Genomic DNA, 24,263 nt, shown 5'->3' with positions numbered 1-24,263 from the left:
TGCCCGCGCCTCGCCCGCTTACTCACCGGAGAAAGGAGTCCCCGGAATCCGGTGCCGGCCCCAGGGGATCTCGAAGTGCACGGTGTGGTGTCGACACCGGGGCCCTGCTCCCCGTCGTAAGGGCGTCGAACACCTCCTCGGCGATGCTCCGCCAGAAGGTTTCGGCGCCCTTCACCCTGACGTTGGTGCGGAGGGAGCGGCTGTCGTACCCGGGTGTCGCGGCGGCGAAGTCGCCTGCCTGGCCGACCGTGGTCCGCGCCGGACCGCGGCGCCGGTGCTCGGGCCGGACGTAGACCCGGACGAGCTGGGCGGTGGTTCCCGACGGGTAGCGCTCGGCGAGCCGGCGCGGGTGGGGCGGGTGGGCCGGGTCCTGCGAGCGCACGCCGGTCGTGGCCACCACCTCGCCGTCGTGCACGGCCACCAGCAGGAGGTGCCGGGCATGACACCGCGCGCTCCCTCCGCATCGGCCGGCGCGGCGGGCCGCACGGTGGGCGAGGGGCGCGTGGCACTGGTCATCGGAGTTCCTTTCGCTGAGGGCTCAGGGGGCCCGTGGGGTGGGCAGGCCGGGCCCGGTGCAGTGCACGTCTGCTGCCGGGACGGTCCGTCGACCAGGCAGGCGGCCGCGGTGGAGTCGACGCAGGCGTCGCCCCGGCCGGTGAACACGCCGTGGGGGCAGTCGTCGTGGAGCGTGACCAGGCGGGAGCCGGGCAGCCGCCGCCGCAGGCGCCGCGCCCCCTCGACCGGTGTGACGGGGTCGTGTTCCGAGGCGGTCAGCAGGACGGGCGGAGCGTGCGGGCTGCCGAGCCGGGCGCCGTGGACGGGCTCGTGGTGCCAGGAGGCGCAGGCCGAGGCTTCCCTTCCGGTGAGCACCGGCTGGGGGTCGAGCCGCCGTACGCGCCGGGAGGTCGGCCACCATACGCTGCGGTGCGGGCCCGGGCCCGTCCGCGCACGCGCAGGTACGCGCGGATGCCGTCCGCGAGACCCGCCCGGTGTTCGGTGCGGCCCAGCGCCCGGTACACGGCGCGGTCGAACTCGGCCGGGCCGAAGCCGTCCACGGGGCGGGCGGCGAGTCCCGCACGCGCCCGCCGGTAGGCGGCACCGACGCGGGCGGTGCCGGCGCCGAGACCGAAGCGCCGGTCGTGCCGGGCGGTCCAGGAGAAGAACACCTCGCGCTGACGCAGCCCCGCCCGTCCCCGGGGGCTGATCTGCGACGAGATCACGTCCGGGCTCGACACGGTCACCCGGCGCGGAATCCTGGACGTGCTCGCCGGCCTCCTGCGCGACCGCACCGGTCCCGCCCTCGTTCTGATCACGCACGACCTCGACACCGCGGCCGCGGCCACCAGGATCGCCGTACTGGACGCGGGCGACCTCGTCGAGCAGGGACCGGCGTCCGAGGCGCTGGCCTCGACGCGGCCCCCGTTCACCGCCTCCCTGACGGAGACCTCGGCGCGCCTGGCGGCGGGGACACGGCCGTAGCCGGGCGGAACGGGGGCGGCGGGCGGCCGGCGGCCGGGGACCGGACCGGACGGAGTCCCGCCGTACGGAGCAGCGGTACGTACCCGTGTGTGCGACGCCGCCGCGTGGCCGCTTGCCGGAGGCGGTGGCAGAAGGTGGCCTGGCCTCTCCCTGCACTCAGTCGCCGAGCTGCCCAGCCCCAGGAGGTCCGGATGCGCTCCTCAGCCACCCTCACCGCAGTCGCCCTGCTCGCTCTCGCGAGCGCGGCCGTGCCCGCCAGGGCCGCCGTGGACGTCCCCGACGAGCCGACACTGCCCCACGGCCTGTTCCTCACCGTTTCGGGCGCGGAGAACACCTGGATCCGGGGCGTCCTGCTGAAGTGTCCTCCAGGGGGCCCGGGGCACCACCCGGACGCCGCCGGCGCGTGCGCGGCGCTCGACAAGGCGGACGGCGACCTCGACCGGTTGTCCGGGAACCCGCGTGCGTGCACCAAGCAGTACGAGCCGGTGACCGTGAGCGCCAAGGGCAGCTGGCGCGGGCGTGCGGCGGCCTGGCAGAAGACCTATCCGAACGCGTGCGTGCTCGATGCCGCGACCGGGCCGGTCTTCCGCTTCTGAGCGCTCCGTGCCCGCGCTCCGCGCTCGGGACCACTCCCGGGCGCACCGCGCAGTGACGTTTCAGCAGCTGATCACCGGCTGCTCACCGGCCGCTCACCGGCTGTGCGTCGCGGCCAGCCCGAGCGTGACCAGACCGAGCACGATCCAGCCGAACCACAGCCAGCCGTTGCTTCCGAGTGCCACCGTGTACGCCGAGATCACGACCAGCGTCCCTACGGTGAGCACCCCCATCGACTTCGCAGAACCGGGCATGCGCGCCCCCTTCTTCTGATGGAGGGCCATCGTCACCCCTGGAGGGCTCCCGCGCTACCGTGCCGACGTTACCGGCGACCTAGCGGCCGCGCGCCTGGAGCGAGGCCAGATACGCGTTGTACGCCAGCAGCTCCTTGTCCCCGTCGCGGTCCGCCGCCCGGTCCGAGCGCCGCGCGACCCGCTGCTCGGACCGGTACCACTGGAACACCAGTGCGATCAGCACCAGTACCGACGGGATCTCCGAGAACGCCCAGGCGATGCCGCCCGCCGCGTTCTGGTCGCTCAGCGCGTCGATGCCGAGCGACGCGGGCGGGTTCGCGTACGTACCGATCATCGGCTGGGACGCCATCATCAGCGCGATGCCGAAGAACGCGTGGAACGGCATCCCGGCGAAAAGCTCCAGCATCCGCATCAGATAACCCGGGCGGTGCGGCCCCGGGTCGATGCCCATGATCGGCCAGAAGAAGACCAGGCCGACGGCGAGGAAGTGGACCATCATGCCCAGGTGGCCCGGCTTGCTCCCCATCAGGAAGTCGAAGACCGGCGTGAAGTAGAGCGCGTACAGGGACGCGATGAACAGCGGGATCGTGAACGCCGGATGCGTGACGATCTTCATGTAGCGGCTGTGCAGCAGCATCAGCAGCAGCTCGCGCGGCCCCTTGCGGTTCCCGCGCCCCGCCACCGGCAGTGCCCGCAGCGCCAGCGTCACCGGCGCGCCGAGCAGCAGCAGGATCGGCGAGAGCATGCTGATCACCATGTGCTGCACCATGTGCACGCTGAACATGACCATGCCGTAGTCGTTGAGCTTGGTGCACATCACCAGCGCCACGCTCAGCACGCCGATGACGAAGAAGACCGTCCGGCCGACCGGCCAGCCGTCGCCGCGCCGGCGCAGCCGCGCCACGCCCCACCCGTACAGGACGAGCGCCAGCACGCACCCCACCAGGAAGAAGAGGTCGGGGGAGAACTCCAGCCCCCGTCCCAGCGTGAACGGCGGCAGATCCATGTCCATGCCGCTGCCGTGCCCGCTGTGATCCATCTGCGTACTCCCGTGGGGCTGCCCATTCGTACCGGTTGTCCGCTACAGACTAGAACGGCCCCCGGCCGCGTCCGCGGCCGGGGGCCGTCACTCAGACGACCGTCAAGATCGTCACAGCACGCACTCGGCCTCGGCGTACCGCTCGGTGGGCACCGTCTTGAGGGTCTCCACCGCCTCGGCCAGCGGGACCATCACGATGTCCGTGCCGCGCAGCGCCGTCATCATGCCGAACTCACCGCGGTGCGCCGCCTCCACCGCGTGCCAGCCGAAGCGGGTCGCGAGGACACGGTCGTACGCCGTCGGGGTACCGCCGCGCTGGACGTGGCCCAGGATGACCGGACGCGCCTCCTTGCCGAGGCGCTCCTCCAGCTCGACGGACAGCTGCCGGGCGACGCCCGCGAAGCGCTCGTGGCCGTACATGTCCTTGCCGCCGATGTCGAACTCCATGGAGCCCTCGCGCGGCTTGGCGCCCTCGGCGACCACGACGATCGCGAAGCGCTTGCCGGCCGAGAAGCGCTTGCCGACCAGCTCGGTCAGCTCACCGATGTCGAAGGGCCGCTCGGGCACGACGATGGCGTGCGCACCGGCCGCCATGCCGGAGTGGAGCGCGATCCAGCCGGTGTGCCGCCCCATGACCTCGACGATCAGCACCCGCTGGTGCGATTCGGCGGTGGTCTTGAGCCGGTCGAGCGCCTCGGTCGCGACTCCGACGGCCGTGTCGAAGCCGAAGGTGACGTCGGTCGACGCGATGTCGTTGTCGATGGTCTTCGGTACGCCGACGATCGGCAGCCCCGCCTCGGACAGCAGGTTCGCCGCCTTCAGCGTGCCTTCGCCGCCGATCGGGATGATCGCGTCGAGTCCGAGGTCCGCGACATGGCCGCGGGCCGTCTCGACGCCGTCGCGCAGATGCGCGGGCTGGACCCTGGAAGAGCCGAGGATCGTGCCGCCGCGGGCCAGGATGCCGCCCACCGCGTCGAGGTCGAGCTTGCGGTAGTCGCCTTCCAGAAGACCCTTCCAGCCGTCGTGGAAACCAATGACCTCGTCGCCGTGGTCGACGACGGCGCGGTGCACGACGGAACGGATGACAGCGTTCAGGCCGGGGCAGTCGCCGCCGGAAGTGAGTACACCAATGCGCATGCCCGGAATACCTTTGCAACGTGGGCCGAGGACCGGACCACGTCGTCCGGCTGGATCCCCGTCACCCTACTCGCGCAGAGTGACGGGGCCGAACCTGGCGTCCGCCAGCTGGACACCCCAAAAACGTACGAACCGCGACAGTCCGTCAGGCGGGCTGCGTCGCCGACGCGATGCGCTCGGCGCGCAGCGCCTCGTACCACCGGTCGTCGGTGGGCGGCAGCGCGTTGACGTCGAGGGCCAGCTTCAGCAGCAGGTCCGCGATGAGCGGGTTGCGGGCGAGCACGGGGCCGTGCATGTACGTACCGAAGACGGTGTCGTTGTACGCGCCCTCCGTGCCGTCGCCGGTCCCGTTGCCCTTGCCGATGCGCGTCCGGGCGAACGGCCGCGCCGTCGGGCCCAGATGGGTGATGCCCTGGTGGTTCTCGAAGCCGGTCAGCGGCGGCAGCCCGAGGCGCTCGTCGATGTCCCCGAGGACGTCGCCGACGCACCGCTCGCCCTCGCCGCGCGTGCTGACCACGTCGAGCAGCCCGAGGCCCTGCTCGCGCTCGCCGAGGTCGTTGATGAACTCGTGGCCGAGGATCTGGTACCCGGCGCAGACCGAGAAGACGATCGCGCCGTTGGACACGGCGCGCTCCAGGCCGCCGTCGCGGCGCAGCCGCTCGGCCGCGAGGCGCTGCGGACGGTCCTCACCGCCGCCGATCAGGTAGATGTCGCCCGACGTGGGGATCTGCTGGTCGCTGCGTACGTCCACGCGGTGGACGTCGAGGCCGCGCTGGCGGGCCCGGCGCTCCACGACGAGGGCGTTGCCCTGGTCGCCGTACGTGCTCAGCAGGTCCGGGTAGATCCACACCAGGCGCAGGCTGTTGTCGCTCATGCTTGCTCGTCCTTTTTCGGTGTACGCGGGCCTAGTTGCCGACACGGCGGCGCAGGTCCTGGAACGCGGTGTAGTTGGCGATCGTCTCGATCAGCCCGGGCGGCGCGAGCTGCACGGCCTCGTCGAGGGTCTCGCAGACCCGGAAGTCCAGGTTCGCGACCTCCAGGCGCACGGCGAGGTCCAGCTTGCGGTCACCGAGCACGAAGATCGGGTGGCCGGCGAGCCGGGTGTAGTCGACGTCCCACAGCCAGGAGGTGTCCGTGCCGTCCGCGCCGCGCGCGTTCACGGCCAGGATCACCGGCGTGGGCGGCGGGTTGATGAGGGAGAACGTCTCGAGCCAGCCCGCCGGGTTCTTCGCGAGCAGCAGCCGCAGCTCGCGCTCCTGGAACCGCACCACGTCGTACCGGCCGGCGACCGCCTGGACCTCGTACATCCGCTCCAGCGCCACCTGCGGCGGCACGCCGAACACGGCCGCGACCGCGGCGGACGTGGCGGCGTTCGCCTTGTTGGCGCGGCCGGGCAGCTGGAGGTGGATCGGCCAGGCCGAGCCGTGCGGGTCCAGGACGTGGTCGCCGCTCAGCACCCAGCTCGGGGACGGGCGGCGGAAACCGCACTCGCCGCAGAACCAGTCGTCGCCGGGGCGCTGCATCACACCGCCGCAGGACGGGCAGGACCAGGCGTCGTCCTTCCACTCCTGACCCGCCGCCACCCACACCACGTTGGGGGAGGAGGACGCGGCCCAGACGATCAGCGGGTCGTCGGCGTTCGCGATGACGACGGCCTTCGTGCCGGACAGGCCCTCGCGCCACTTCTCGGCGAGCATCCGCGTCTCGGCGGCCCGGTCGAGCTGGTCGCGGGAGAGGTTGAGCAGGGCAATCGCCTTCGGCGTCACGTCCCGCGCGACTCCGGCGAGGTACTTCTCGTCGACCTCGATCACGCCGTACTTCGCGTCCGAGCCGCCCGCCAGGGCGGAGGTGATGCCCGCCGGCATGTTGGCGCCGAGCGCGTTGGAGACGACGGGGCCGCTGGCCCGCAACGCCTCGGCGATGAGCCGGGTCGTCGTCGTCTTGCCGTTCGTCGCGGAGACGAGCACGACGTCGAGATGCTGGGCGAGCCGCCCGAGCAGGTCGGGGTCGAGCTTGAGCGCCACCTTGCCGCCGATCACGGATCCGCTGCCGCGTCCCGCGGCGCGGGACACCGCCGCCGCGGCCTTGCCTGCCGTCACGGCCAGCTTGGCCCGCGGCGACAACGGCTCCGTGTTGCCTGCCATCGTCACTGATCCTCCTTGCATCCGGCGCCGCATCTGCCCCAGGTCCACCGGTCAACGTCGGGGCTCAGCCTATCGAGATCCAGTCGCGCCCCCGCACCCCGCCACCACCGGGGGCGCTGGAGCACCTGGTGGAACGTACGCTTGCCGCCATGCGACACCGCCCGATTCCCGGCAGTTCCGGGCTCGTACGACCCATGACACTGCTCGGTGACCCGGCGCTGCACGCGCCCTGCGAGGCGGTGACCGATTTCGGTCCCTCGCTGGTCCGGCTCGTCGAGGACATGTACGCGACCATGTACGCCGCCGAGGGAGTCGGCCTCGCGGCCAACCAGGTCGGCGTACCGCTGCGCGTCTTCGTCTACGACTGCCCGGACGACGAGGACGTCCGGCACGTGGGGCACATCGTCAACCCCCGACTGGTCGAGGCCGACGGCATCACCGTACGCGGTCCGGAGGGGTGTCTGTCCCTGCCGGGCATCGAGGCGGGTACCGAACGCTTCGACCGGGCGGTGGTGGAGGGCGTTTCGGCGGCGGGTTCGCCGGTGCGGATCGAAGGCACCGGCTTCTTCGCCCGCTGCCTTCAGCACGAGTGCGACCACCTGGACGGCCTGGTCTACACGGACCGCCTCACCGGCCTACGCCGGGCCAGGGCGCTGCGGGCGGCGCGGCGGGCGCCGTGGGGCGGCCCGGCGTAGGGCAGGGGAGGGCTCCGTGCGGTGGTGCCGGCCGGGGCGGGGTCAGAAGCCGGGGCCGCCCGCGCGGTCGCTCGCGGCGGCCAGGCGGCCCCACAGCAGGTCCGCGAGGCTGGACACCAGCCGCTCGCGCGAGCAGGGGCGTTCGCCCAGCCACCAGTCGCCCGCCGCGTGCATCATGCCGACGATGCCGTGTCCCCACACCCGGGCCAGCTGTGCGCTGTCGGGCCCGAGGTCCACGCGTTCGGCGATCACCGTGGCCAGTTCCTCGCCGAGCCTGCGCAGCAGCGGCGCCGAGTGGCGGCCGACGTCGAAGCCCTGCTCCGGCTGGTGCGCCTCCTCGGCGGGGTGCATCAGGAACCGGTAGACCTGCGGGCGGGCCTCGATCGCGGCGAGGTAGGTGTCGAGCGTCGCCTCGACGCGCTCACGCCGCTCGGCGGGTGCGTCGAGCGCGGCCCGCAGCGCCGTGAGCAGCGCGTCGGTGTGGCGTTTGGCCAGGGCGCGGTAGAGGCCGCCCTTGTCGCCGAAGTGCCGGTAGAGGATCGGCTTGGTGATTCCGGCCTCGGCGGCTATGGCGTTCATGGAAGCCTGCGGACCGTCCCGCAGTACCACGCGGTCCGCCGCCTCCAGCAGCTCCCGCCGTCGCTGTGCGGCAGCGGAGCGCTGCTGCCCGCCCTGTTGTGTGGTTTCCATGGTGTGTCTCCCCGCCCAAAGCGATTCCGTGACGCCTGCGCAACGTAACACCATGGCTGTGGCCCGCGCGGTCCGTACTGCGCCGGTACTACGGCAGTTGACACCGTCTACTTTGCGGTAACAGACTCGCGTTACCGTAAGTAACGCACGTGATGAACGCAGTGTTGGAGGGGACATGGCCGAGTTCACGCTCGAACTCAACGATGACCAGAAGCAGGTCCGCGACTGGATTCACGGGTTCGCCGCCGATGTGATGCGCCCGGCCGCCGCCGAATGGGACGAGCGCGAGGAGACGCCCTGGCCCGTCATCCAGGAAGCGGCCAAACTCGGCATCTACTCCCTCGATTTCTACGCACAGCAGTTCTTCGACCCGACGGGCCTGGGCATCCCGATGGCGATGGAGGAGCTCTTCTGGGGCGACGCGGGCATCGGCCTGTCCATAGCCGGTACGGGCCTGGCCGCCGTCGGCGTCCTCGCGAACGGCACCGAGGAGCAGATCGGCACCTGGATCCCGCAGATGTACGGTGACGCCTCCGACGTCAAGGTCGCCGCCTTCTGCTCCTCCGAGCCGGACGCCGGCTCCGACGTGTCCGCGATGCGCACGCGCGCCGTGTACGACGAGGCCAAGGACGAGTGGGTGCTGAACGGGACCAAGACGTGGGCGACCAACGGCGGCATCGCCAACGTCCATGTCGTGGTCGCCCTGGTGGACCCGGAACTCGGCTCCAAGGGCCACGCCTCCTTCATCGTTCCGCCCGCCACCGAAGGGCTGTCCCAGGGGCAGAAGTTCAAGAAGCACGGCATCCGCGCCTCGCACACCGCCGAGGTCGTACTGGAGAACGTGCGCGTGCCCGGCCACTGCCTGCTCGGCGGCAAGGAGAAGCTCGACGAGCGCCTCGCCCGGGCCCGTGAGCGGGTCAGGAAGGGCGGCGAGCGGGTGAAGAACGCGGCGATGGCCACCTTCGAGGCGTCCCGCCCGGCCGTCGGCGCCATGGCGGTGGGCACCGCCCGCGCCGCGTACGAGGTCGCGCTCGACTACGCGAAGACGCGGGAGCAGTTCGGCCGCCCGATCATCGACAACCAGGGCGTCGCCTTCCAGCTCGCCGACATGCGTACCCAGATCGACGCGGCGCGGCTGCTGGTCTGGCGCGCCTCCTGGATGGCGGCCACGGGCAAGCCGTTCACCGCGGCCGAGGGCTCGATGTCGAAGCTGTACGCCAGCGAGACGGCCAAGAAGGTCACGGCGCAGGCCGTGCAGATCCTCGGCGGCAACGGCTTCACGCGGGAGTACCCGGTGGAGCGCATGCACCGCGACAGCGCGATCTACACCATCTTCGAGGGCACGAGCGAGATCCAGCGCCTGGTGATCGCCCGCACCCTGTCGGGCATGCCGATCCGCTGACCGCCCGGCGGTACGCGGGTACGCGGGAGTACGCACGCGAAGGCGCCGGAACCGCCGGGGGCGGGGCCGGCGCCTTCGCGCGTGCCGGGTCAGGCCGAGAGCTGCGCCTCGATGGCCGCGACGACCTCGGTGGCCTCCGGCTCGGTACGCGGACGGAACCGCCCGACGACCTCGCCCTTACCGCTGACCAGGAACTTCTCGAAGTTCCACTGGACGTCCCCGGCCTCGCCGTCCGCGTCCTTCACCTGGGTCAGCTCGTCGTACAGCGGGTGCCGGTGATCGCCGTTGACCTCGATCTTCTCCAGCAGCGGGAACGTCACGCCGTAGCTCGCCGAGCAGAACGTCCCGATCTCCTCCGCGCTGCCCGGCTCCTGGCCCGCGAACTGGTTGCACGGCACACCGACCACCGTGAAGCCCTGGTCCGCGTACTTCTGCTGGAGCCGCTCCAGACCGGCGTACTGCGGCGTCAGTCCGCACTTGGACGCCACGTTCACCACCAGCACCACCTTGCCCTTGTGGGCCGCGAGGGTGGTCGGCTCGCCGGTCAGGGTGCGCAGGGGGATGTCGTACAGGCTCATCGGTGTCTCCTAGGGCTACGGGTGGCCGGGCGCTGCCGGCTGTCGGTCACTGGTCCGTACTGTTCCAGAGACCGGAGGCGGCGTGCCGCGCGGGCACGCGGGCTCATGGATCCGCGAGCTCCCGCGGCACGATGCGCCAAGCTCCGCGGCCTGCGGCCGCTCAGGCGGTCGGCAGCGGGCGGAACAGTCCCTCCTGCACCACCGACACCAGCAAGTTGCCGTCCCGGTCGTAGATCCGGCCGCGCGCCAGCCCCCGCGCGCCCGTCGCGACGGGGGACTCCTGGTCGTACAGGAACCACTCGTCGGCCCGGAACGGCCGGTGGAACCACATCGCGTGGTCCAGCGACGCGATGTCGAAGGTGCGCGGGCCCCAGAGCGGCTCCACCGGGATGCGGACCGCGTCGAGCAGCGTCATGTCGGACGCGTACGCCAGCGCGCACGTGTGCAGGAGCTGGTCGTCGCCCAGCGGCCCGACCGCGCGCATCCACACCGCGCTGCGCGGGTCCGCCTCCTCGACCTCCTCGGCGGTCCAGCGCAGCCGGTCGACGTAACGGATGTCGAAGGGCATCCGGCGGGCCATCCGGTCCAGCGACTCGGGCAGGCCCCCCAGGTGCGCGCGGATCTCGTCGGCCACCGGCGGCAGCGACTCCGGGTCCGGGAAGTCCAGGCGCGGCGGCAGCTGGTGCTCGAACGCGGCCTCCTCCGGCCGGTGGAAGGAGGCGGTCAGGTTGAAGATCGTCCGGCCCTCCTGGACGGCCGTGACCCGCCGGGTGGTGAAGGAGCGCCCGTCCCTCACCCGCTCCACCTGGTAGACGATCGGCACACCCGGGCGTCCGGGCCGCAGGAAGTACGCGTGCAGGGAGTGCACGGGCCGGTCGCCCTCGGTCGTACGGCCGGCCGCGACCAGGGCCTGCCCGGCGACCTGCCCCCCGAAGACCCGTTGCAGGGACTCCTGGGGGCTGCGGCCCCGGAAGATGTTGACCTCGATCCGCTCCAGGTCGAGCAGATCGACGAGGCGTTCGGCGGGGTTGGTCGTCACGGGGTTCTTCTCCTTGGATGTGCGGCCGGACTGGACAGCCGGCTTCTACAGCTGACCGACCGAGGTGACGCGGACCACGGCCCGCCCCTCCTCGTCGGAGGCGGCGAGGTCGACCTCCGCGCCGATGCCCCAGTCGTGGTCGCCGTTCGGGTCGGCGAAGGTCTGACGGACGCGCCACAGGCCGTGCTCGGCGTCCTCCTCGATCATCAGCAGCTTGGGTCCGCGGGCGTCGGGCCCGGTGCCCAGGTCCTCGTACTCGTCCCAGTACGCGTCCATGGCCTCGCCCCACTTGTCCTCGTCCCAGCCGGACTCGCCGTCCAGCTCGCCCAGCTCCCGGACGTTGTCCAGGGCGGCGAGCTCGACGCGGCGGAACATGGCGTTGCGTACGAGCACCCGGAAGGCCCGCGCGTTCGCCGTGACCGGCTTGACCTGGTCGGCGCGCTCCTGGGCCTGCTCGGCCGTCTCCACCTCGGGGTTGGCGAGCTGCTCCCACTCGTCGAGGAGGCTGGAGTCCACCTGGCGCACCAGCTCGCCGAGCCAGGCGATCAGGTCCTCCAGGTCCTCGGACTTGATGTCGTCCGGGATGGTGTGCTCCAGCGCCTTGTACGCGCCCGCGAGGTAGCGCAGCACGATGCCCTCGGTACGGGCGAGCTCGTAGTGCGAGGTGAACTCCGCGAAGGTCATGGCCCGCTCGTACATGTCGCGGACCACGGACTTCGGGGACACCGGGTGGTCGCCGACCCACGGGTGGCTCTTGCGGTAGACGTTGTACCCGTGCCAGAGCAGCTCCTCCAGCGGCTTCGGGTACGTGATCTCCTGGAGCCGCTCCATGCGCTCCTCATACTCGACGCGGTCCGCCTTCATCTGGCCGACGGCCTCGCCGCGCGCCTTGTTCTGCTGGGCGGCGAGGATCTGGCGCGGGTCGTCCAGCGTCGACTCGACGACGGAGACCATGTCCAGGGCGTACGAGGGGGAATCCGGGTCCAGCAGCTCGTACGCGGCCAGCGCGAACGTCGACAGCGGCTGGTTGAGCGCGAAGTCCTGCTGGAGGTCGACGGTCAGCCGTACGGTACGGCCGTCGGCCTCCGGGGTGTCCAGCATCTCCACCACGCCGCCGTCGAGCAGCGAGCGGAAGATGGCGATGGCCCGGCGGATGTGCCGCAGCTGCGCCTTGCGCGGCTCGTGGTTGTCCTCCAGGAGGTGGCGCATGGCGGCGAAGGGGTTGCCGGGGCGCGCGATGACCGAGAGCAGCATGGTGTGCGTGACACGGAAACGGCTGGTCAGCGGCTCGGGGTCGGACGTGATGAGCTTGTCGAAGGTCGTCTCGGACCAGGCGACGAAGCCCTCGGGGGCCTTCTTGCGGACCACCTTGCGGCGTTTCTTCGGGTCGTCGCCGGCCTTGGCGAGCGCCTTCTCGTTCTCGACGACGTGCTCGGGCGCCTGCGCGACGACCAGGCCCGCGACGTCGAAGCCCGCCCGTCCGGCGCGGCCCGCGATCTGGTGGAACTCCCGGGCGCGGAGCGTGCGGACGCGCGTGCCGTCGTACTTCGTGAGCGCGGTGAACAGCACCGTGCGGATGGGGACGTTGACGCCGACGCCCAGGGTGTCCGTACCGCAGATGACCTTCAGCAGCCCCGCCTGCGCGAGCTTCTCGACGAGCCTGCGGTACTTGGGCAGCATGCCCGCGTGGTGCACGCCGATCCCGTGCCGCACGTACCGGGAGAGGTTCTTGCCGAACTTGGTGGTGAAGCGGAAGTTGCCGATCAGCTCGGCGATCTTGTCCTTCTCCTCGCGCGAGCACATGTTGATGCTCATCAGCGACTGCGCCCGCTCGACGGCCGCCGCCTGCGTGAAGTGCACGATGTAGACGGGAGCCTGCCTGGTCTCCAGCAGCTCGGTCAGCGTCTCGGTGATGGGGGTCAGGCGGTACTCGTACGACAGCGGGACCGGCCGGGTCGCGGAGCGCACCACGGAGGTCGGGCGGCCCGTGCGGCGGGTCAGGTCCTTCTCGAACATCGAGACGTCGCCGAGCGTCGCCGACATGAGGACGAACTGGGCCTGCGGCAGTTCCAGGAGCGGGATCTGCCAGGCCCAGCCGCGGTCCGGTTCGGCGTAGAAGTGGAACTCGTCCATCACGACCTGGCCGATGTCGGCGTGCCTGCCGTCGCGCAGCGCGATGGAGGCCAGTACCTCGGCCGTGCAGGCGATGACCGGGGCGTCGGCGTTGACGGACGCGTCGCCCGTCAGCATGCCGACGTTCTCCGTGCCGAAGAGCTTGCACAGGTCGAAGAACTTCTCCGAGACCAGCGCCTTGATCGGCGCGGTGTAGAAGGTGACCTTGTCCTGGGCCAGGGCGGCGAAGTGGGCACCCGCCGCGACCAGGCTCTTTCCGGACCCGGTGGGTGTGGACAAGATCACATTCGCGCCGGAGACCACCTCGATCAGCGCCTCCTCCTGAGCGGGATAGAGACTGATGCCCTGGCCCTCGGCCCATGAGGAGAAAGCCTCGAAGAGGGCATCGGGATCGTCGGTCGGGGGCAGCTGATCGATAAGGGTCACGCCCCCCATCTTGCCTGGCTTCCCCCCTCGAGAGAGAACCGGACGGCCGTACGAAGATCGCGAACGATACGCTGCCGTGTCAACGGGGCACACCACAAGAGCAAATGGGGCGGGAACGACCATGATGGGACCGGCGCACTCCCTGTCAGGAGCAGCGGCCTGGCTGGGGGTGGGGGCGGCGACGGCCTCGGCCGGGCACCCGATGCCCTGGCCCGTACTCGTCGTCGGAGCGCTGATCTGCGCGGGCGCGGCCCTCGCCCCCGACCTCGACCACAAGTCCGCGACCATCTCGCGCGCCTTCGGGCCGGTGTCGAAGGGCCTGTGCGAGATCGTCGACAAGCTGTCGTACGCCGTCTACAAGGCGACCAGGAAGCCCGGCGACCCGCGCAGGACCGGCGGCCACCGCACGCTCACTCACACCTGGCTGTGGGCGGTCATGACCGGCGGCGGCGCGTCGCTCCTGGCGTTCACCGGCGGCCGCTGGGCGGTTCTCGTGATCCTCTTCGTCCACCTGGTGCTGGCCGTGGAGGGCCTGCTGTGGCGGGCCGCCCGGGTGTCCAGCGACGTCCTGGTGTGGCTGCTCGGCGCGACGAGCGCGTGGATGCTGGCCGGCATACTGGACAAGACGGGCAATGGTGCCGACTGGCTGTTCGCCGGCGCCGGCCAGGAGTACCTGTGGCTCGGCCTGCCGATCGTCCTCGGCGCGCTGGTGCACGACATCGGCGACGCGCTCACCGTCTCCGGCTGCCCGATCCTGTGGCCGATCCCGGTCGGCCGCAAGCGCTGGTACCCGATCGGCCCGCCGAGGGCGCTGCGGTTCCGCGCGGGCAGCTGGGTGGAGCTGAAGGTGCTGATGCCGGCGTTCATGCTGCTCGGGGGAGTGGGCGGCGCGGCGGCGCTCAACTTCATCTGACGGGGGCGCCGGGGGCGCCGGATGCTCCGGGGGCGCTGGGGGCTCCGGGAGCGGCCGCCGGTGCTGCCGTACGGCCTGTACGGGCCGTACGCGGCACCAGCGCCAGCCCCGCCAACGGCACCGCCGCCAGCACCAGCCACGGCAGCGCCCCGCCCGCCTCCAGCAACGCCCCGGCCGGGGCGCCGCCCGCCAGCACCACCAGACCCGACACGGACGACAACGCGCCGGTGAACAGACCGAGGCTGCGGTCACCGACGAGATCCGGCAGCCAGGCCCGGGTCGCGGGGACGACCAGCATCTGCCCCAGCGTCAGCAGCACCACGAAGGCCAGCGACGGCCACAGCCCGCCCAGCGGCAGCAACGCCCCGGCCGCCGCGAAGGACGCGGCGATCAGCAGCAGCCCGCCGAGCACGCAGCCCCGCCACGACAGCCGCTCCGCCGCCCACCGCGACAGCGGCACCTGCCCGGCGACCACCAGCACCGACGACAGCGCGAAGAGCCAGCCGAGCGCGGCCTGCGACCCCGTGGCGCGGCGCAGTTCGCCGGGCAGCGCGAGGTAGAGCTGGTTGTAGGCGAGAAGGTAGGTGCTGTAGGCGAGGCACAGGCCGAGGAAAGGGCGGTTGCGCAGCAGCCGCCGCACACCGTCCCGCACCGGCACGTGTGCGCGGCCGTCCCCGCTGTCTCCGCTGTCCCCGCCGTCCTGACCGTGCTTCTCGAGCTCAGCCGGCGGGCGGCCCGGCAGCAGGCGCCAGTGCGCCACCGTGACGGCGGCGAAGACCGCGGCGCCCGTCAGGCACGCGGCCCGGAACCCGCCGTACAGCAGCAGTGCCCCCAGTACGGGACCGATCAGCGCCCCCGCCTGCCCGCCCGCCGAGAACCGCGCCAGCATCCGGGTGCGGGGCAGGCCCGTCTCCTCCTCGTGCCGTACCGCCTGCCGGGCGATCTCCGTCTCCACCGCGGGCGAGAACAGCGCCGCGGCGAACCCCACCAGCAGGACCGCCCCGATCACCGACCACGTCGCGCCCGCGAACCCGAGCCAGCCGAACCCGGCCACGCGCAGGGCGCACCCCGTCAGGACCACCGGCCGGGCGCCGTACCGGTCGGTGAGCGCCCCGCCGACCACGAACAGTCCCTGCTGGCTGAAGGTGCGCAGCCCCAGTACGAGGCCCACCAGCCACCCCGCGAGCCCGAGCGTCCCGCTCAGGTGCTCGGCGAGATAGGGCAGGACGGCGAAGAACCCGACGTTGAAGGCGAACTGGCTGGAGATCAGCAGCCGGGGCAGCCGGGGCAGAGCGCCGGCGCTCACCGCGCACCCCCGACGGACGGGACCGCGGCGAGCAGCTCGCGTGTGTACGGGTGCTCGGCCGTCCCGTACAGCAGGCGCGCGGGCCCCGTCTCCACCACCCGGCCGTGGCGCATCACCGCGACCCGGTGCGCCACGTGACGCACCAGGGCCAGATCGTGGCAGATGAAGAGGTACGCGAGGCCGAACCGCTCCTGGAGATCAGTGAGGAGGTTGAGCACCCCGGCCCGTACCGACGGATCCAGCGCCGACACCGGTTCGTCGAGCACCAGCAGCCGGGGCTCGCTCGCCAGCGCCCGCGCGATGCCGACGCGCTGGCACTGCCCGCCGGACAGCTCGTGCGGACGGCGCCCGCCGGCCGCGGCGTCCAGACCGACCATCTCCAGGAGCTCGGCCACCCGCCGAGGGCCGCCGTCCCGGTCCCACCGGCCCTGGACGCGCAAGGGCTCGGCCACCGCGTCGCGCACCCGCTGCCGGGGGCTCAGCGAACCGTACGGATCCTGGAACACCGGTTGCAGGGCGGGCCGCAGCGGCCGCAGTGCCCGCTCGTCCAGCGCGGTCAGCTCGCGCCCGTCGAACCACACCTCGCCGCTGTCGGGGCGGCGCAGCCCGAGCACGGCCGACGCCGTACTCGACTTGCCGGAACCCGATGCGCCGATCAGGGCCAGCGTCTCGCCCGCGGCCAGCTCGAAGGAGACGCCGTCGACGGCGGTGCGGCCCGGGTAGCGGACCACCAGGTCCCGTACCTCCAGCAGTGCGCTCATGCGGCGGCCTCCACGGCATGGTGGCAGGACACCAGATGCGCGTCGCCCACGGCTTCGGGGGCCTCGGCGCCGCAGCGGTCGTCCGCCAGCGGACAGCGCGGCGCGAAGGCGCACCCCGCAGGCGCGTCGGCGGGTGCCGGCGGGGCGCCGCCGAGCGCCGGAAGTCTGCGGTCGGCCGTCGGTTCGCCGGGCGGCAGCGAGGCGAGCAGGGCGGCGGTGTACGGGGCGCGCGGCTGCCCGAACACCCGGTCCACGGGCCCGGATTCGGTGTGCCGCCCGGCGTACATCACCAGCACGCGGTCGGCGTACCGGGCCACCACGCCCAGGTCGTGCGTGACCAGCATCAGCGCCGCGCCCGTCTCCGCGCGCCGCTCGGCGAGTACGTCGAGCACCTGCGCCTGCACGGTCGCGTCCAGCGCGGTGGTCGGTTCGTCCGCGACGACCAGGTCGGGGTCGTTCACGGTCGCCATGGCGATCACCGCGCGCTGGCGCATCCCGCCGGAGAACTCGTGCGGATACGCCTTCGCCCGCCGCGCCGCGTCCGCGATCCCCACCCGGTCGAGCGCGGCGACGGCCCTGGTCCGCGCCTGCGCGCGTCCGCACCCCGTCGACCGTACGGCGGCGGCGATCTGGTCCCCGACGGTGTGCACGGGCGACAGCACGGCCAGCGCGTCCTGCGGTACGTACGCCATGCGCCGCCCCCACAGCCGCGCGTACGCGTGGCGGTCCGCGCCGGCCAGCTCGCGGCCGTCGAACCGTACGCTGCCGGTGATCTCCGCCCCGTACGGCGCCATGCCGAGCACGGCCCGCGCGGTCAGCGACTTGCCGGCCCCCGACTCGCCGACCACGCCCAGCACTTCGCCGCGCCGGATGTCGAAGGAGAGGGAGCGTACGGGGGTGACGGTCCGCGCGCCGTCCCGGACGCGGACGCGCAGATCGCGAACGGACAGCAAAGTCATGGGTGTTGAGCCTTCGGGGAGGTGAGTGACGACAGGGAAACGGCGAGTCCCGCCAGCAGGGCGAGCGCCGTCGCGGGCGCGAGCGCGGCCCACGGGGCGCGCTCGACGTACATCCGCGACTCGTCGAGGAGCAGCCCCCACTCCGGCGCGGGCGGCTGTACGCCGAGCCCGAGGAAACCGAGCGAGGCGAGCGCCAGCGCGATCCCGGGCAGCCGGAGCACCGCGTGGCGGGCGACCGGTCCGGCGACGGCGGGCAGGACGTGCCGGGTCAGGATGCGGTACGGGGTGGAACCGATGGCGCGCTGCGCGGCGAGGAAGCCGGACGCGCGCACCTCCTGCACCAGGGCGGCGGCGTGCGCGGCGAGCGGCGGCCAGGAGACCAGCGCGACGGCCAGCGAGGCGCCCGCCGTGCCGGGGCCGAGCACGGCGGCGACGAGGATGCCGACGACGACGGGCGGCAGGGCGTTGGCGACATCGCTGATGCCGGCCGAGAAAGCCGGCAGGAAGCCGAGCGCCAGGGCGACGGCGTAGCTGACCGCGCACACGGTCAGGGCCACCCCCACCGTGGAGGCCGCCCCGTGCCCGAGCCGCGCCAGCACGTCCCGCCCGAGCCCGTCGGTGCCCAGCGGGTGCGCCCCCGAGGGCGCGGCGAGCCGGGCGGCGGTGTCCACGGCGTACGGATCCCGCAGCAGCCCCCAGGCGACGACTCCCAGCAGTATCCCGCCCAGCACGACGGGCACGGCCCGCCGAAGCGGTCCCGCGGGCGCGGGCAGCGGCGCGGGCAACGCCAGTGAGGCGGCGCCCGCCCCCGCTGTCCGGCCGCGCGCGGGGCTCCGCCCGGGGCCACCGCTGCCTGCCGCGACAGCCCCGGCCGCCCCGTGCACAGAGCTCCGCCCCGGACCCCGGTCCTCAATCGCCGGACGGGTTTGTTTCTGCCCCGGGGTCTCAGCCGTCAGGCCGGCCGACTGGCCCGGATCTTCCGCCCCGGGCCGGAAAATCGAGCCCGTCCGGCGATTGAGGACTTCGGGAGGAAGGGGCGGGGTGGGGAAAGAAACCGACGCGCCGGCCCCCGCCACCGCTCCCGCCCCCGCACCGCTCCGCGGCCTCGGCCCGGACAGCCGGCGGCGTACGGCGAGGGCAGCCAGCCGTGCCGCACCCTTCGCACCCCTCACTCCCGACCGCGCCGGCGAAACGTTTCGCAGCGCCGGCCCGAGCAGCCTGCGGCGTACGCCGTGCGCCACCGCCCCCGCCACCAGCCCCAGTGCCAGCAGGGCCAGTACCGCGCCCTGGAGCAGCGGCAGGTCCTGGGACTTGGCGGCGCCCAGCGCCGTGCGCCCGATGCCCGGCACCGCGAACACCGTCTCCACCGTCACCGCGCCACCCGTGAGCCCCACCGCGACCAGCCCGAACTGCGGCACCAGCGCGGGCATCGCACGGCGCATCGCCGCGCCCGCGATCCGCCACGGCGTGACGCCGGACGCCCGCCACAGCCCCGCCCACCGCTCACCGAAGGCCGCCGGCAGCGCGTCGTCGACGAGCCGCCCGACGAGACCGCCCGCCGGTACACCCATGGCCAGTGCGGGCAGCACCAGGTGCGCGGGGCCCGCCCAGCCGGACGTCGGCAGCCAGCCGCACCACACACCCAGCACGATCAGTCCCACCGTCGCCAGCAGGAACTCCGGTACGGAGGCGAGCATCGCGCCCGGCGCACCGGCCGCGTGCCCCCGCAGCGTGCCCCGCGCCCCGCGCACCACCGTCCGGGCGCACAGTGCGACGGCGACCAGTACCGCCACCACCAGCGACGCACCCATCAGCAGCAGTGACACCCCGAGCCCGGACAGCACGGACGGCAGTACCTCCGCGCCCGAGACCCACGAGGTGCCGAGATCACCGCGCACCAGCCCGCCCGCCCAGTCGCCGAGCGGCGCGAGCGGCCCGCCGCCGAGGCCGAGGTCGCCGCGGATCGAGTCCAACGCCTCGGCGGTGGGCTCCTGTTCGGCGGACCTGGCCCGCAGCACGGTGAGCGCCGGGTCCTTGCCGGACAGCCAGGGCAGCAGCCCGACCCCCGCGGTGACGGCGAGCAGACCGGCGGCCCGCGTCAGCGCCGCCTTCACTTGATGCGGGTGTCGACGGTGACGAGTTCCCGCTCGCGCGGGTCCTTCGCCGAGTCGACGACGTGCGCCGCGTCACCCTGGATGACACGCTCGTGCAGCATCGGAATCGCGGCATCCGTATTCAGTACGGCGGTCTCGGCCGCCAGAACGGCCGCGCGTCGCGCATCGCCCGACGCCGTACCGGCCGCCTTGCGCAGGGCCTTGTCCACGGTCGGGTCGCTCAGCTGTGCGATGTTGAAGGACCCGTCGCTCGCGAAGTCGCTGTAGAGGTACGCGGCCGGGTCGCCGGAGTCGAGGACGGTCGCCCGGGAGAGGACGAACGCGTCGAACGCGCCCGCGAGCGCGTCGGCTTCGATGTTCGCGTACTCCCGCACCTCCAGCTTCACCTTGAACCCGGCCTTCTGGAGCTGCTGCTGGAGCGTCGCGGCGACCTCGGGCAGCTCGGCCCGGTCCGTGAACGTGCCGATGGTGATCGAGGCGCCGTCCGGCTTTCCGGGAGCGGCGGCGGCGGTCCGGCCCTTCCGCTCCTTCGCCCACGGCAGGGCGGGCCCGAGCAGCCCCTCGGCGACGTCGGCGCGGCCCTCGTAGACCCCGTCCACGAGCACCTGCGCGTCGACGGCCCGGCGTGCGGCGGCCCGCAGCGAAGCGTCCTTGAACGCGCCCTTCGACGTATTGAGGTAGAGGGTGTTGGTGCGCGGCATCGGCACCTCGGTGATCTGCTTCTCGTTCAGCAGCGACGCCTGCGACACCGGTACGGCCTCGACGATGTCGGCCTCGCCGCTGCGCAGCGCGGCGGCGCGGGCGGTGCTGTCGGGCACGAAGGTCACGTCGATGCCGGGGGCCTTGGCGGCGCCGCCCCAGTAGCGCTCGTTGCGGTCCAGCGTGGCGGAGCTGGTTCCGTTCACCTTCGTCAGGACGAACGCGCCCGTACCGGCGCCCACCGGGTTCACCGTCTTGCCCCGGTACGCCTTCGCGGCGAGGACCGACAGCTGCGGCGACGACATCCGCTCGGGCACCAGCGGGTCCGCCTCGGCGGTGGAGACGGTGACGGTGTCGCCCCGTGCCTCGACCGTGAGCCCGACCCCGTCCAGGATGCGCGGCTTGGGCGAGGCGGTGGCGGCCACGGTGAGCGAGCGGGCCACGGCGGCGGCGGTCAGCGGTGTGCCGTCGTGGAAGCGCACGCCGTTCCTGATGGTGAATTCCCAGGTCAGCTTGGCCGTACGCCGCCACTTCTCGGCGAGCGCGGGGCGCGCGTTGCCCTCCGCGTCGAGCTTCACCAGTGTTTCGGCGGTGCTCCAGCGGGACAGCTTGAAGGCGTCGTCACTCAGCGGCGAGAGGGCGGACCGGGGCGGTTGCATCATCGCCACCCTGAGGCGCTTGTCCCCGGAGGCGGCGGAATCGGCGGCACCGGTGGCGCCGGAGGCGAAACATCCGGTGAGCAACAGGGAGGACGCGACGGTTATGGCCGCGACGGGCAGGACCTTGGGCACAGGCACGGGGGGACTCTTCCGAGGGCATGGAGCAGGCGGTTTGCGACCAGAACATAGCTCATGAAAATCATATTCAACAAATAGCCCTCTCTGCTCCTACGCTCGGCAGTGCGACCGTCGCCGCCACCAGGGCCGACGGCCCGCGCAAGGGGCACACGAGAGGCGATGCGGCCCCGTTCGCGGAGAGTTAACCCGGCTGTAAAACGCCGAGTTGCTGTCTGGTGCCTGCTCCTGAACACAATGGTGCCGACTTCCGGCATGACGGCATGACGGCATGACGGCACGACGACACGACGTTTACGGGGGAGGGGGAACCGTGCTGCGGATCACCGCGGCCGCCAAGGCGATGCTGTTGGCGCTGTTCGCACTGCTCTCCCTCACGGCCGCGACCGGCGACGCCGTCGCGGCGTCCGCAGCCGGCAGCTCCGCGGCTGCCGCCGGCCCGGAGACGGCGCCGCCGGTGCTCGTGGGAGGTTCCTGCTCGGCCCCGCTCCCCGACACCGAAACGCACCCGGGTCACGCCCGCCGGGCCCACCGGCCCGAGACGGGTGGCCCGCAGCCGGCCGTCCGTACTGTCTGCGCCCTGTCGTCCCCGCCCGCGGAACTCCCGCTGCGCACCGCTGTGGCCGTCGCCGTGCCGTACTGCCACGCCCCCTTCAGATCCGGGGACTTCCCGGTCGCCCTCCAAGTCTTCCGCTGCTGACACGGCTGTACGGACCGATTCCGGGCTCCGTACACACCGATCCGTCATCTCGGCACTGTCGTCGCTCTTGGAGGCGATCCCCCATGCAGACCTTCATCGACCATGCCCGCTCCCTGGGCGAGCGGATAGCGGCGGGCCACGAGCAGCGCGAGTGGTTCGGGCGGCTGGCGGCCGGCCAGTCGCCGCAGGCGCTCTTCATCACCTGCTCCGACTCCCGCGTCGTCCCCTCCCTGATCACCGGCGCACGCCCCGGTGACCTCTTCGAACTGCGCACGGCGGGCAACGCCGTGCCTCCCTACCGCGCGGACCGCCCCAGCGGCGAGGCCGCGACCATCGAGTACGCGGTCAGCGTGCTGCAAGTCCCCGACATCGTGGTCTGCGGACACTCCCACTGCGGGGCGATCGGCGCGCGGGTGCGCGGTGAGGACCTCCGCGCCGTACCGGCGGTCGCCGGGTGGCTGAACAGCCAGTTGCCGGACGACCTGGGCGCCCTCGGGTCGGACGCGGACACCGGGGTGGCGGCGGCCGTCCAGCGCAACGTCCGGGAGCAGACGGACCGGCTGCGCGCCTACCCTTGTGTGGCCGAGCGGATCGACGCCGGACAGCTGAGGCTGCACGGCTGGTTCTACGCCGTGGACACCGGGCTCGTCCTGGCCCACCAGCCCGCCGCCGACGCCTTCCTTCCGCTGTGAGCGCCGGCGTGACCACCCTCGTCGAGGCCGTCAAGAACGGCTTCGCGCGACGGGGCACGGGCGACTTCCGTGCCGATTTCACCGCCTCGCTCGTCGTCTTCCTGGTGGCGGTGCCGCTGTGCGTGGGCGTGGCCGTCGCCTCCGGGGTACCCGCAGAACTCGGCCTCGTCACCGGCATCGTGGGCGGCCTCGTCACCGGGTTGCTGCCCGGCAGCAGCCTCCAGGTCAGCGGACCCGCGGCCGGGATGACGGTGCTCGTGTACGAGGCCGTGCAGGAGTACGGGATCAGTGCGCTCGGCGTCGTCGTGCTGGGCGCCGGAGTGCTCCAGCTCGCGATGGGCGCCCTCCGGCTGGGCCGGTGGTTCCGGGCGATCTCGATCGCGGTGGTGCAGGGCATGCTCGCCGGTATCGGCCTGGTGCTCATCGCCGGCCAGCTGTACGCGCTGGTCGACGCCGAGGCGCCCGCCGGCGGACTCGCGAAGATCGGCGGCCTGCCGCGGCTGGCCTTCGACACCTTCGGGTCGGGCCCGGCCCTGGTGGCGTTCGCCATCGGGGCCGGCACGGTGGCGGTGCTGCTGCTGTGGCCGAGGATTCCGGCCGCGGCGCGCGTGCTGCCCGCCCCGCTCGCCGCGGTCGCACTCGCGACCGTGGCGGCGTTCGCCTTCGACGCGCCGGTCGCGCGGGTGGAGGTGCAGGGGTTGTTCGACGCCGTACAGCCGCCCGGCGCGGGCGACTTCGCGCGCCTCGCCGAGGTGGGTGTGCTGGGCACGGTGATCGCCTTCACCCTGATCGCGTCGGCCGAGAGCCTGTTCAGCGCGGCCGCGGTGGACCGGCTGCACGACGGTCCCAGGACCGACTACGACAAGGAGCTCGTCGCCCAGGGCGCCGGCAACACGCTGTGCGGAATGCTCGGCGCGCTGCCGATGACGGCGGTGATCGTCCGCAGCTCGGCCAACTTGCAGGCGGGGGCGCGCACCAAGGCGTCCCGGGTGCTGCACGGGGTGTGGCTGCTCGTCTTCGCCGCGGTGTTCCCGGCGGCTCTCGGCGTGATCCCGGTGGCGGCGCTGGCCGGTGTGCTGGTGCACGCGGGCTGGAAGCTGATCCCGGTGAGGGAACTCGTCCCGCTGTGGCGCGAACACCGCGGTGAGGCGGTGGTGCTGGGCGCCACGGCCCTGTCGATCGTGGTGACCAACATGTTCGAAGGGGTACTGATCGGCCTGCTGCTGGCGGTCGCGAAGTCGGCGTGGGAGACGTCCCACGTCCACGTGGAGGTCTCCGGCGTGGACGGGTCCGGCGCGGAGGTCTCCGGCGCGGACGTGATCGGGGACGATCCGGGGCCGGTGCGGGTCCGGGTGCTGGGCAACGCGACCTTCCTGCGGCTGCCGAAACTCCTCGACGAGCTGGAGGCGCTGCCCCGCGACCGGGCGATCGAACTCGACCTCACGGGCCTGCGCCACGTGGACCACGCGTGCGGTGCGGCGCTGACGGCGTGGGCGGACCGGCACAACGAGGAAGGGGTGAAAGCCGTGAAGGTCGCAACCTGACCCGCCGCGAGGCGCGGCTCCGGTCCCGGCCGGGCGCTGCCGGAGCCGTGCCCACCCGCCCCGCACAGAACGGTCTGTGCGCGGCGGGGCGGAGGTTTTGCCGGCCGGGTGCGCCGGCTGTGCGCAATGCCGGGGCGGACGAGGTGCGCGGGGCCGGACGGGCACGGCAAG

Annotated in this window: 23 protein-coding genes and 2 pseudogenes; 8 read left to right on the top strand and 17 right to left on the bottom strand. The window is 72.7% G+C overall.

The genetic code is table 11. The annotated features are described in order from the left end of the window. Window positions 1–22: 22 nt before the first annotated feature. From ACWDZ4_RS18355 to ACWDZ4_RS18345, 3 genes and pseudogenes are all read right to left on the bottom strand, one after another. Entirely contained in the window at window positions 23–421 is a 399-nt protein-coding gene (locus tag ACWDZ4_RS18355) for a GNAT family N-acetyltransferase (RefSeq protein ID WP_451509426.1), read from the bottom strand. 236 nt (window positions 422–657) lie between these two features. Beyond that, window positions 658–870, bottom strand: a pseudogene (locus ACWDZ4_RS18350) (alpha/beta hydrolase); the annotation flags it as partial. Continuing rightward, window positions 771–1,241 (bottom strand): hypothetical protein, encoded by a 471-nt coding sequence (locus ACWDZ4_RS18345; RefSeq protein WP_451509425.1) that lies wholly within the window; start codon window positions 1,239–1,241, stop codon window positions 771–773. The gene ACWDZ4_RS18345 and the pseudogene ACWDZ4_RS18350, both read right to left, overlap by 100 nt. Between ACWDZ4_RS18345 and ACWDZ4_RS18340 the strand changes: the two are divergent. Beyond that, a pseudogene (locus ACWDZ4_RS18340) lies at window positions 1,186–1,479 on the top strand (ABC transporter ATP-binding protein); the annotation flags it as partial. The gene ACWDZ4_RS18345 and the pseudogene ACWDZ4_RS18340 sit on opposite strands and share 56 nt — an antisense overlap. Window positions 1,480–1,670: 191 nt before the next feature. Beyond that, a complete protein-coding gene (locus ACWDZ4_RS18335) occupies window positions 1,671–2,075 on the top strand; it encodes an SSI family serine proteinase inhibitor (protein WP_451509424.1) in 405 nt (134 codons plus the stop codon). A gap of 93 nt (window positions 2,076–2,168) precedes the next feature. Here ACWDZ4_RS18335 and ACWDZ4_RS18330 read toward each other — a convergent pair whose 3' ends face one another. The 5 genes from ACWDZ4_RS18330 to ACWDZ4_RS18310 all read right to left on the bottom strand — a co-directional run bounded on the left by ACWDZ4_RS18330 (window position 2,169) and on the right by ACWDZ4_RS18310 (window position 6,647). Beyond that, window positions 2,169–2,327 (bottom strand): hypothetical protein, encoded by a 159-nt coding sequence (locus ACWDZ4_RS18330; protein ID WP_451509423.1) that lies wholly within the window; start codon window positions 2,325–2,327, stop codon window positions 2,169–2,171. Window positions 2,328–2,406: 79 nt separating this feature from the next. After that, entirely contained in the window at window positions 2,407–3,366 is a 960-nt protein-coding gene (locus ACWDZ4_RS18325; RefSeq protein WP_451509422.1) for a cytochrome c oxidase assembly protein, read from the bottom strand. 111 nt (window positions 3,367–3,477) lie between these two features. Beyond that, window positions 3,478–4,503, bottom strand: coding sequence for a 6-phosphofructokinase (locus ACWDZ4_RS18320; RefSeq protein WP_451509421.1), 1,026 nt, complete (start codon window positions 4,501–4,503; stop codon window positions 3,478–3,480). 145 nt (window positions 4,504–4,648) lie between these two features. Further along, entirely contained in the window at window positions 4,649–5,377 is a 729-nt protein-coding gene (locus tag ACWDZ4_RS18315) for a type 1 glutamine amidotransferase (protein WP_028811872.1), read from the bottom strand. 31 nt (window positions 5,378–5,408) lie between these two features. Beyond that, window positions 5,409–6,647 (bottom strand): Mur ligase family protein, encoded by a 1,239-nt coding sequence (locus ACWDZ4_RS18310; RefSeq protein WP_344493792.1) that lies wholly within the window; start codon window positions 6,645–6,647, stop codon window positions 5,409–5,411. Between the two features lie 149 nt (window positions 6,648–6,796). Here ACWDZ4_RS18310 and def point away from each other — a divergent pair, with 149 nt between their 5' ends. Next, window positions 6,797–7,342 (top strand): peptide deformylase, encoded by a 546-nt coding sequence (gene def / locus ACWDZ4_RS18305; protein WP_451509420.1) that lies wholly within the window; start codon window positions 6,797–6,799, stop codon window positions 7,340–7,342. 42 nt (window positions 7,343–7,384) lie between these two features. Here the strand turns inward: def and ACWDZ4_RS18300 are convergent, their stop codons facing one another. After that, a complete protein-coding gene (locus ACWDZ4_RS18300) occupies window positions 7,385–8,032 on the bottom strand; it encodes a TetR family transcriptional regulator (protein ID WP_451509419.1) in 648 nt (215 codons plus the stop codon). 175 nt (window positions 8,033–8,207) lie between these two features. Between ACWDZ4_RS18300 and ACWDZ4_RS18295 the strand changes: the two genes are divergently transcribed. Continuing rightward, window positions 8,208–9,434, top strand: a complete 1,227-nt coding sequence (locus tag ACWDZ4_RS18295; protein ID WP_451509418.1) for an acyl-CoA dehydrogenase family protein — start codon at window positions 8,208–8,210, stop codon at window positions 9,432–9,434. An 89-nt stretch (window positions 9,435–9,523) separates the two neighbouring features. Here the strand turns inward: ACWDZ4_RS18295 and ACWDZ4_RS18290 are convergent, their stop codons facing one another. The 3 genes from ACWDZ4_RS18290 to ACWDZ4_RS18280 all read right to left on the bottom strand — a co-directional run bounded on the left by ACWDZ4_RS18290 (window position 9,524) and on the right by ACWDZ4_RS18280 (window position 13,610). Beyond that, window positions 9,524–10,012, bottom strand: coding sequence for a glutathione peroxidase (locus ACWDZ4_RS18290; protein ID WP_451509417.1), 489 nt, complete (start codon window positions 10,010–10,012; stop codon window positions 9,524–9,526). A gap of 160 nt (window positions 10,013–10,172) precedes the next feature. Then, window positions 10,173–11,051, bottom strand: coding sequence for an acyl-CoA thioesterase (locus tag ACWDZ4_RS18285; RefSeq protein ID WP_451509416.1), 879 nt, complete (start codon window positions 11,049–11,051; stop codon window positions 10,173–10,175). A 45-nt stretch (window positions 11,052–11,096) separates the two neighbouring features. Further along, entirely contained in the window at window positions 11,097–13,610 is a 2,514-nt protein-coding gene (locus ACWDZ4_RS18280; RefSeq protein ID WP_451509415.1) for a DEAD/DEAH box helicase, read from the bottom strand. A 121-nt stretch (window positions 13,611–13,731) separates the two neighbouring features. Between ACWDZ4_RS18280 and ACWDZ4_RS18275 the strand changes: the two genes are divergently transcribed. Next, window positions 13,732–14,523 (top strand): metal-dependent hydrolase, encoded by a 792-nt coding sequence (locus ACWDZ4_RS18275; protein WP_451509414.1) that lies wholly within the window; start codon window positions 13,732–13,734, stop codon window positions 14,521–14,523. On the opposite strand, the gene ACWDZ4_RS18270 is transcribed toward ACWDZ4_RS18275, so the two are convergent. Genes ACWDZ4_RS18270 through ACWDZ4_RS18250 form a run of 5 tightly spaced genes read right to left on the bottom strand, consistent with a single transcriptional unit; the run spans window position 14,516 to window position 21,159 of the window. Next, on the bottom strand, window positions 14,516–15,829 hold the full coding sequence (locus ACWDZ4_RS18270) for an MDR family MFS transporter (protein WP_451509413.1): 1,314 nt from the start codon (window positions 15,827–15,829) through the stop codon (window positions 14,516–14,518). The genes ACWDZ4_RS18275 and ACWDZ4_RS18270 overlap by 8 nt on opposite strands. Next, window positions 15,826–16,590 carry an ATP-binding cassette domain-containing protein gene (locus ACWDZ4_RS18265; protein ID WP_451509412.1) on the bottom strand — a complete coding sequence of 255 codons (765 nt, stop codon included), beginning with the start codon at window positions 16,588–16,590 and terminating at the stop codon, window positions 15,826–15,828. Before ACWDZ4_RS18265 ends, ACWDZ4_RS18270 begins: the two co-directional genes overlap by 4 nt. Beyond that, complete coding sequence (locus tag ACWDZ4_RS18260; RefSeq protein WP_451509411.1) at window positions 16,587–17,549, bottom strand: ABC transporter ATP-binding protein; 963 nt, start codon at window positions 17,547–17,549, stop codon at window positions 16,587–16,589. Before ACWDZ4_RS18260 ends, ACWDZ4_RS18265 begins: the two co-directional genes overlap by 4 nt. Further along, complete coding sequence (locus ACWDZ4_RS18255) at window positions 17,546–19,663, bottom strand: ABC transporter permease subunit (protein ID WP_451509410.1); 2,118 nt, start codon at window positions 19,661–19,663, stop codon at window positions 17,546–17,548. Before ACWDZ4_RS18255 ends, ACWDZ4_RS18260 begins: the two co-directional genes overlap by 4 nt. Further along, window positions 19,660–21,159, bottom strand: coding sequence for an ABC transporter substrate-binding protein (locus ACWDZ4_RS18250; protein ID WP_451509409.1), 1,500 nt, complete (start codon window positions 21,157–21,159; stop codon window positions 19,660–19,662). The genes ACWDZ4_RS18255 and ACWDZ4_RS18250 overlap by 4 nt, the downstream gene beginning before the upstream one ends. Before the next feature lie 310 nt (window positions 21,160–21,469). Between ACWDZ4_RS18250 and ACWDZ4_RS18245 the strand changes: the two genes are divergently transcribed. The 3 genes from ACWDZ4_RS18245 (at window position 21,470) to ACWDZ4_RS18235 (ending at window position 24,092) form a co-directional block, all read left to right on the top strand. Further along, the gene (locus ACWDZ4_RS18245) at window positions 21,470–21,856 is read left to right on the top strand and encodes a hypothetical protein (protein ID WP_451509408.1); all 387 of its coding nucleotides are present in this window, start codon (window positions 21,470–21,472) and stop codon (window positions 21,854–21,856) included. Between the two features lie 83 nt (window positions 21,857–21,939). After that, window positions 21,940–22,548, top strand: coding sequence for a carbonic anhydrase (locus ACWDZ4_RS18240; RefSeq protein WP_451509407.1), 609 nt, complete (start codon window positions 21,940–21,942; stop codon window positions 22,546–22,548). Between the two features lie 8 nt (window positions 22,549–22,556). Continuing rightward, complete coding sequence (locus tag ACWDZ4_RS18235) at window positions 22,557–24,092, top strand: SulP family inorganic anion transporter (RefSeq protein ID WP_451509476.1); 1,536 nt, start codon at window positions 22,557–22,559, stop codon at window positions 24,090–24,092. The last annotated feature ends 171 nt before the right edge of the window (window positions 24,093–24,263 follow it).

It is taken from the genome of Streptomyces sp. NPDC003016 (assembly GCF_053591455.1).
The sequence above is the reverse complement of the archived record's forward strand: the minus strand, read 5'-3'. Positions and strand labels throughout refer to the sequence as shown.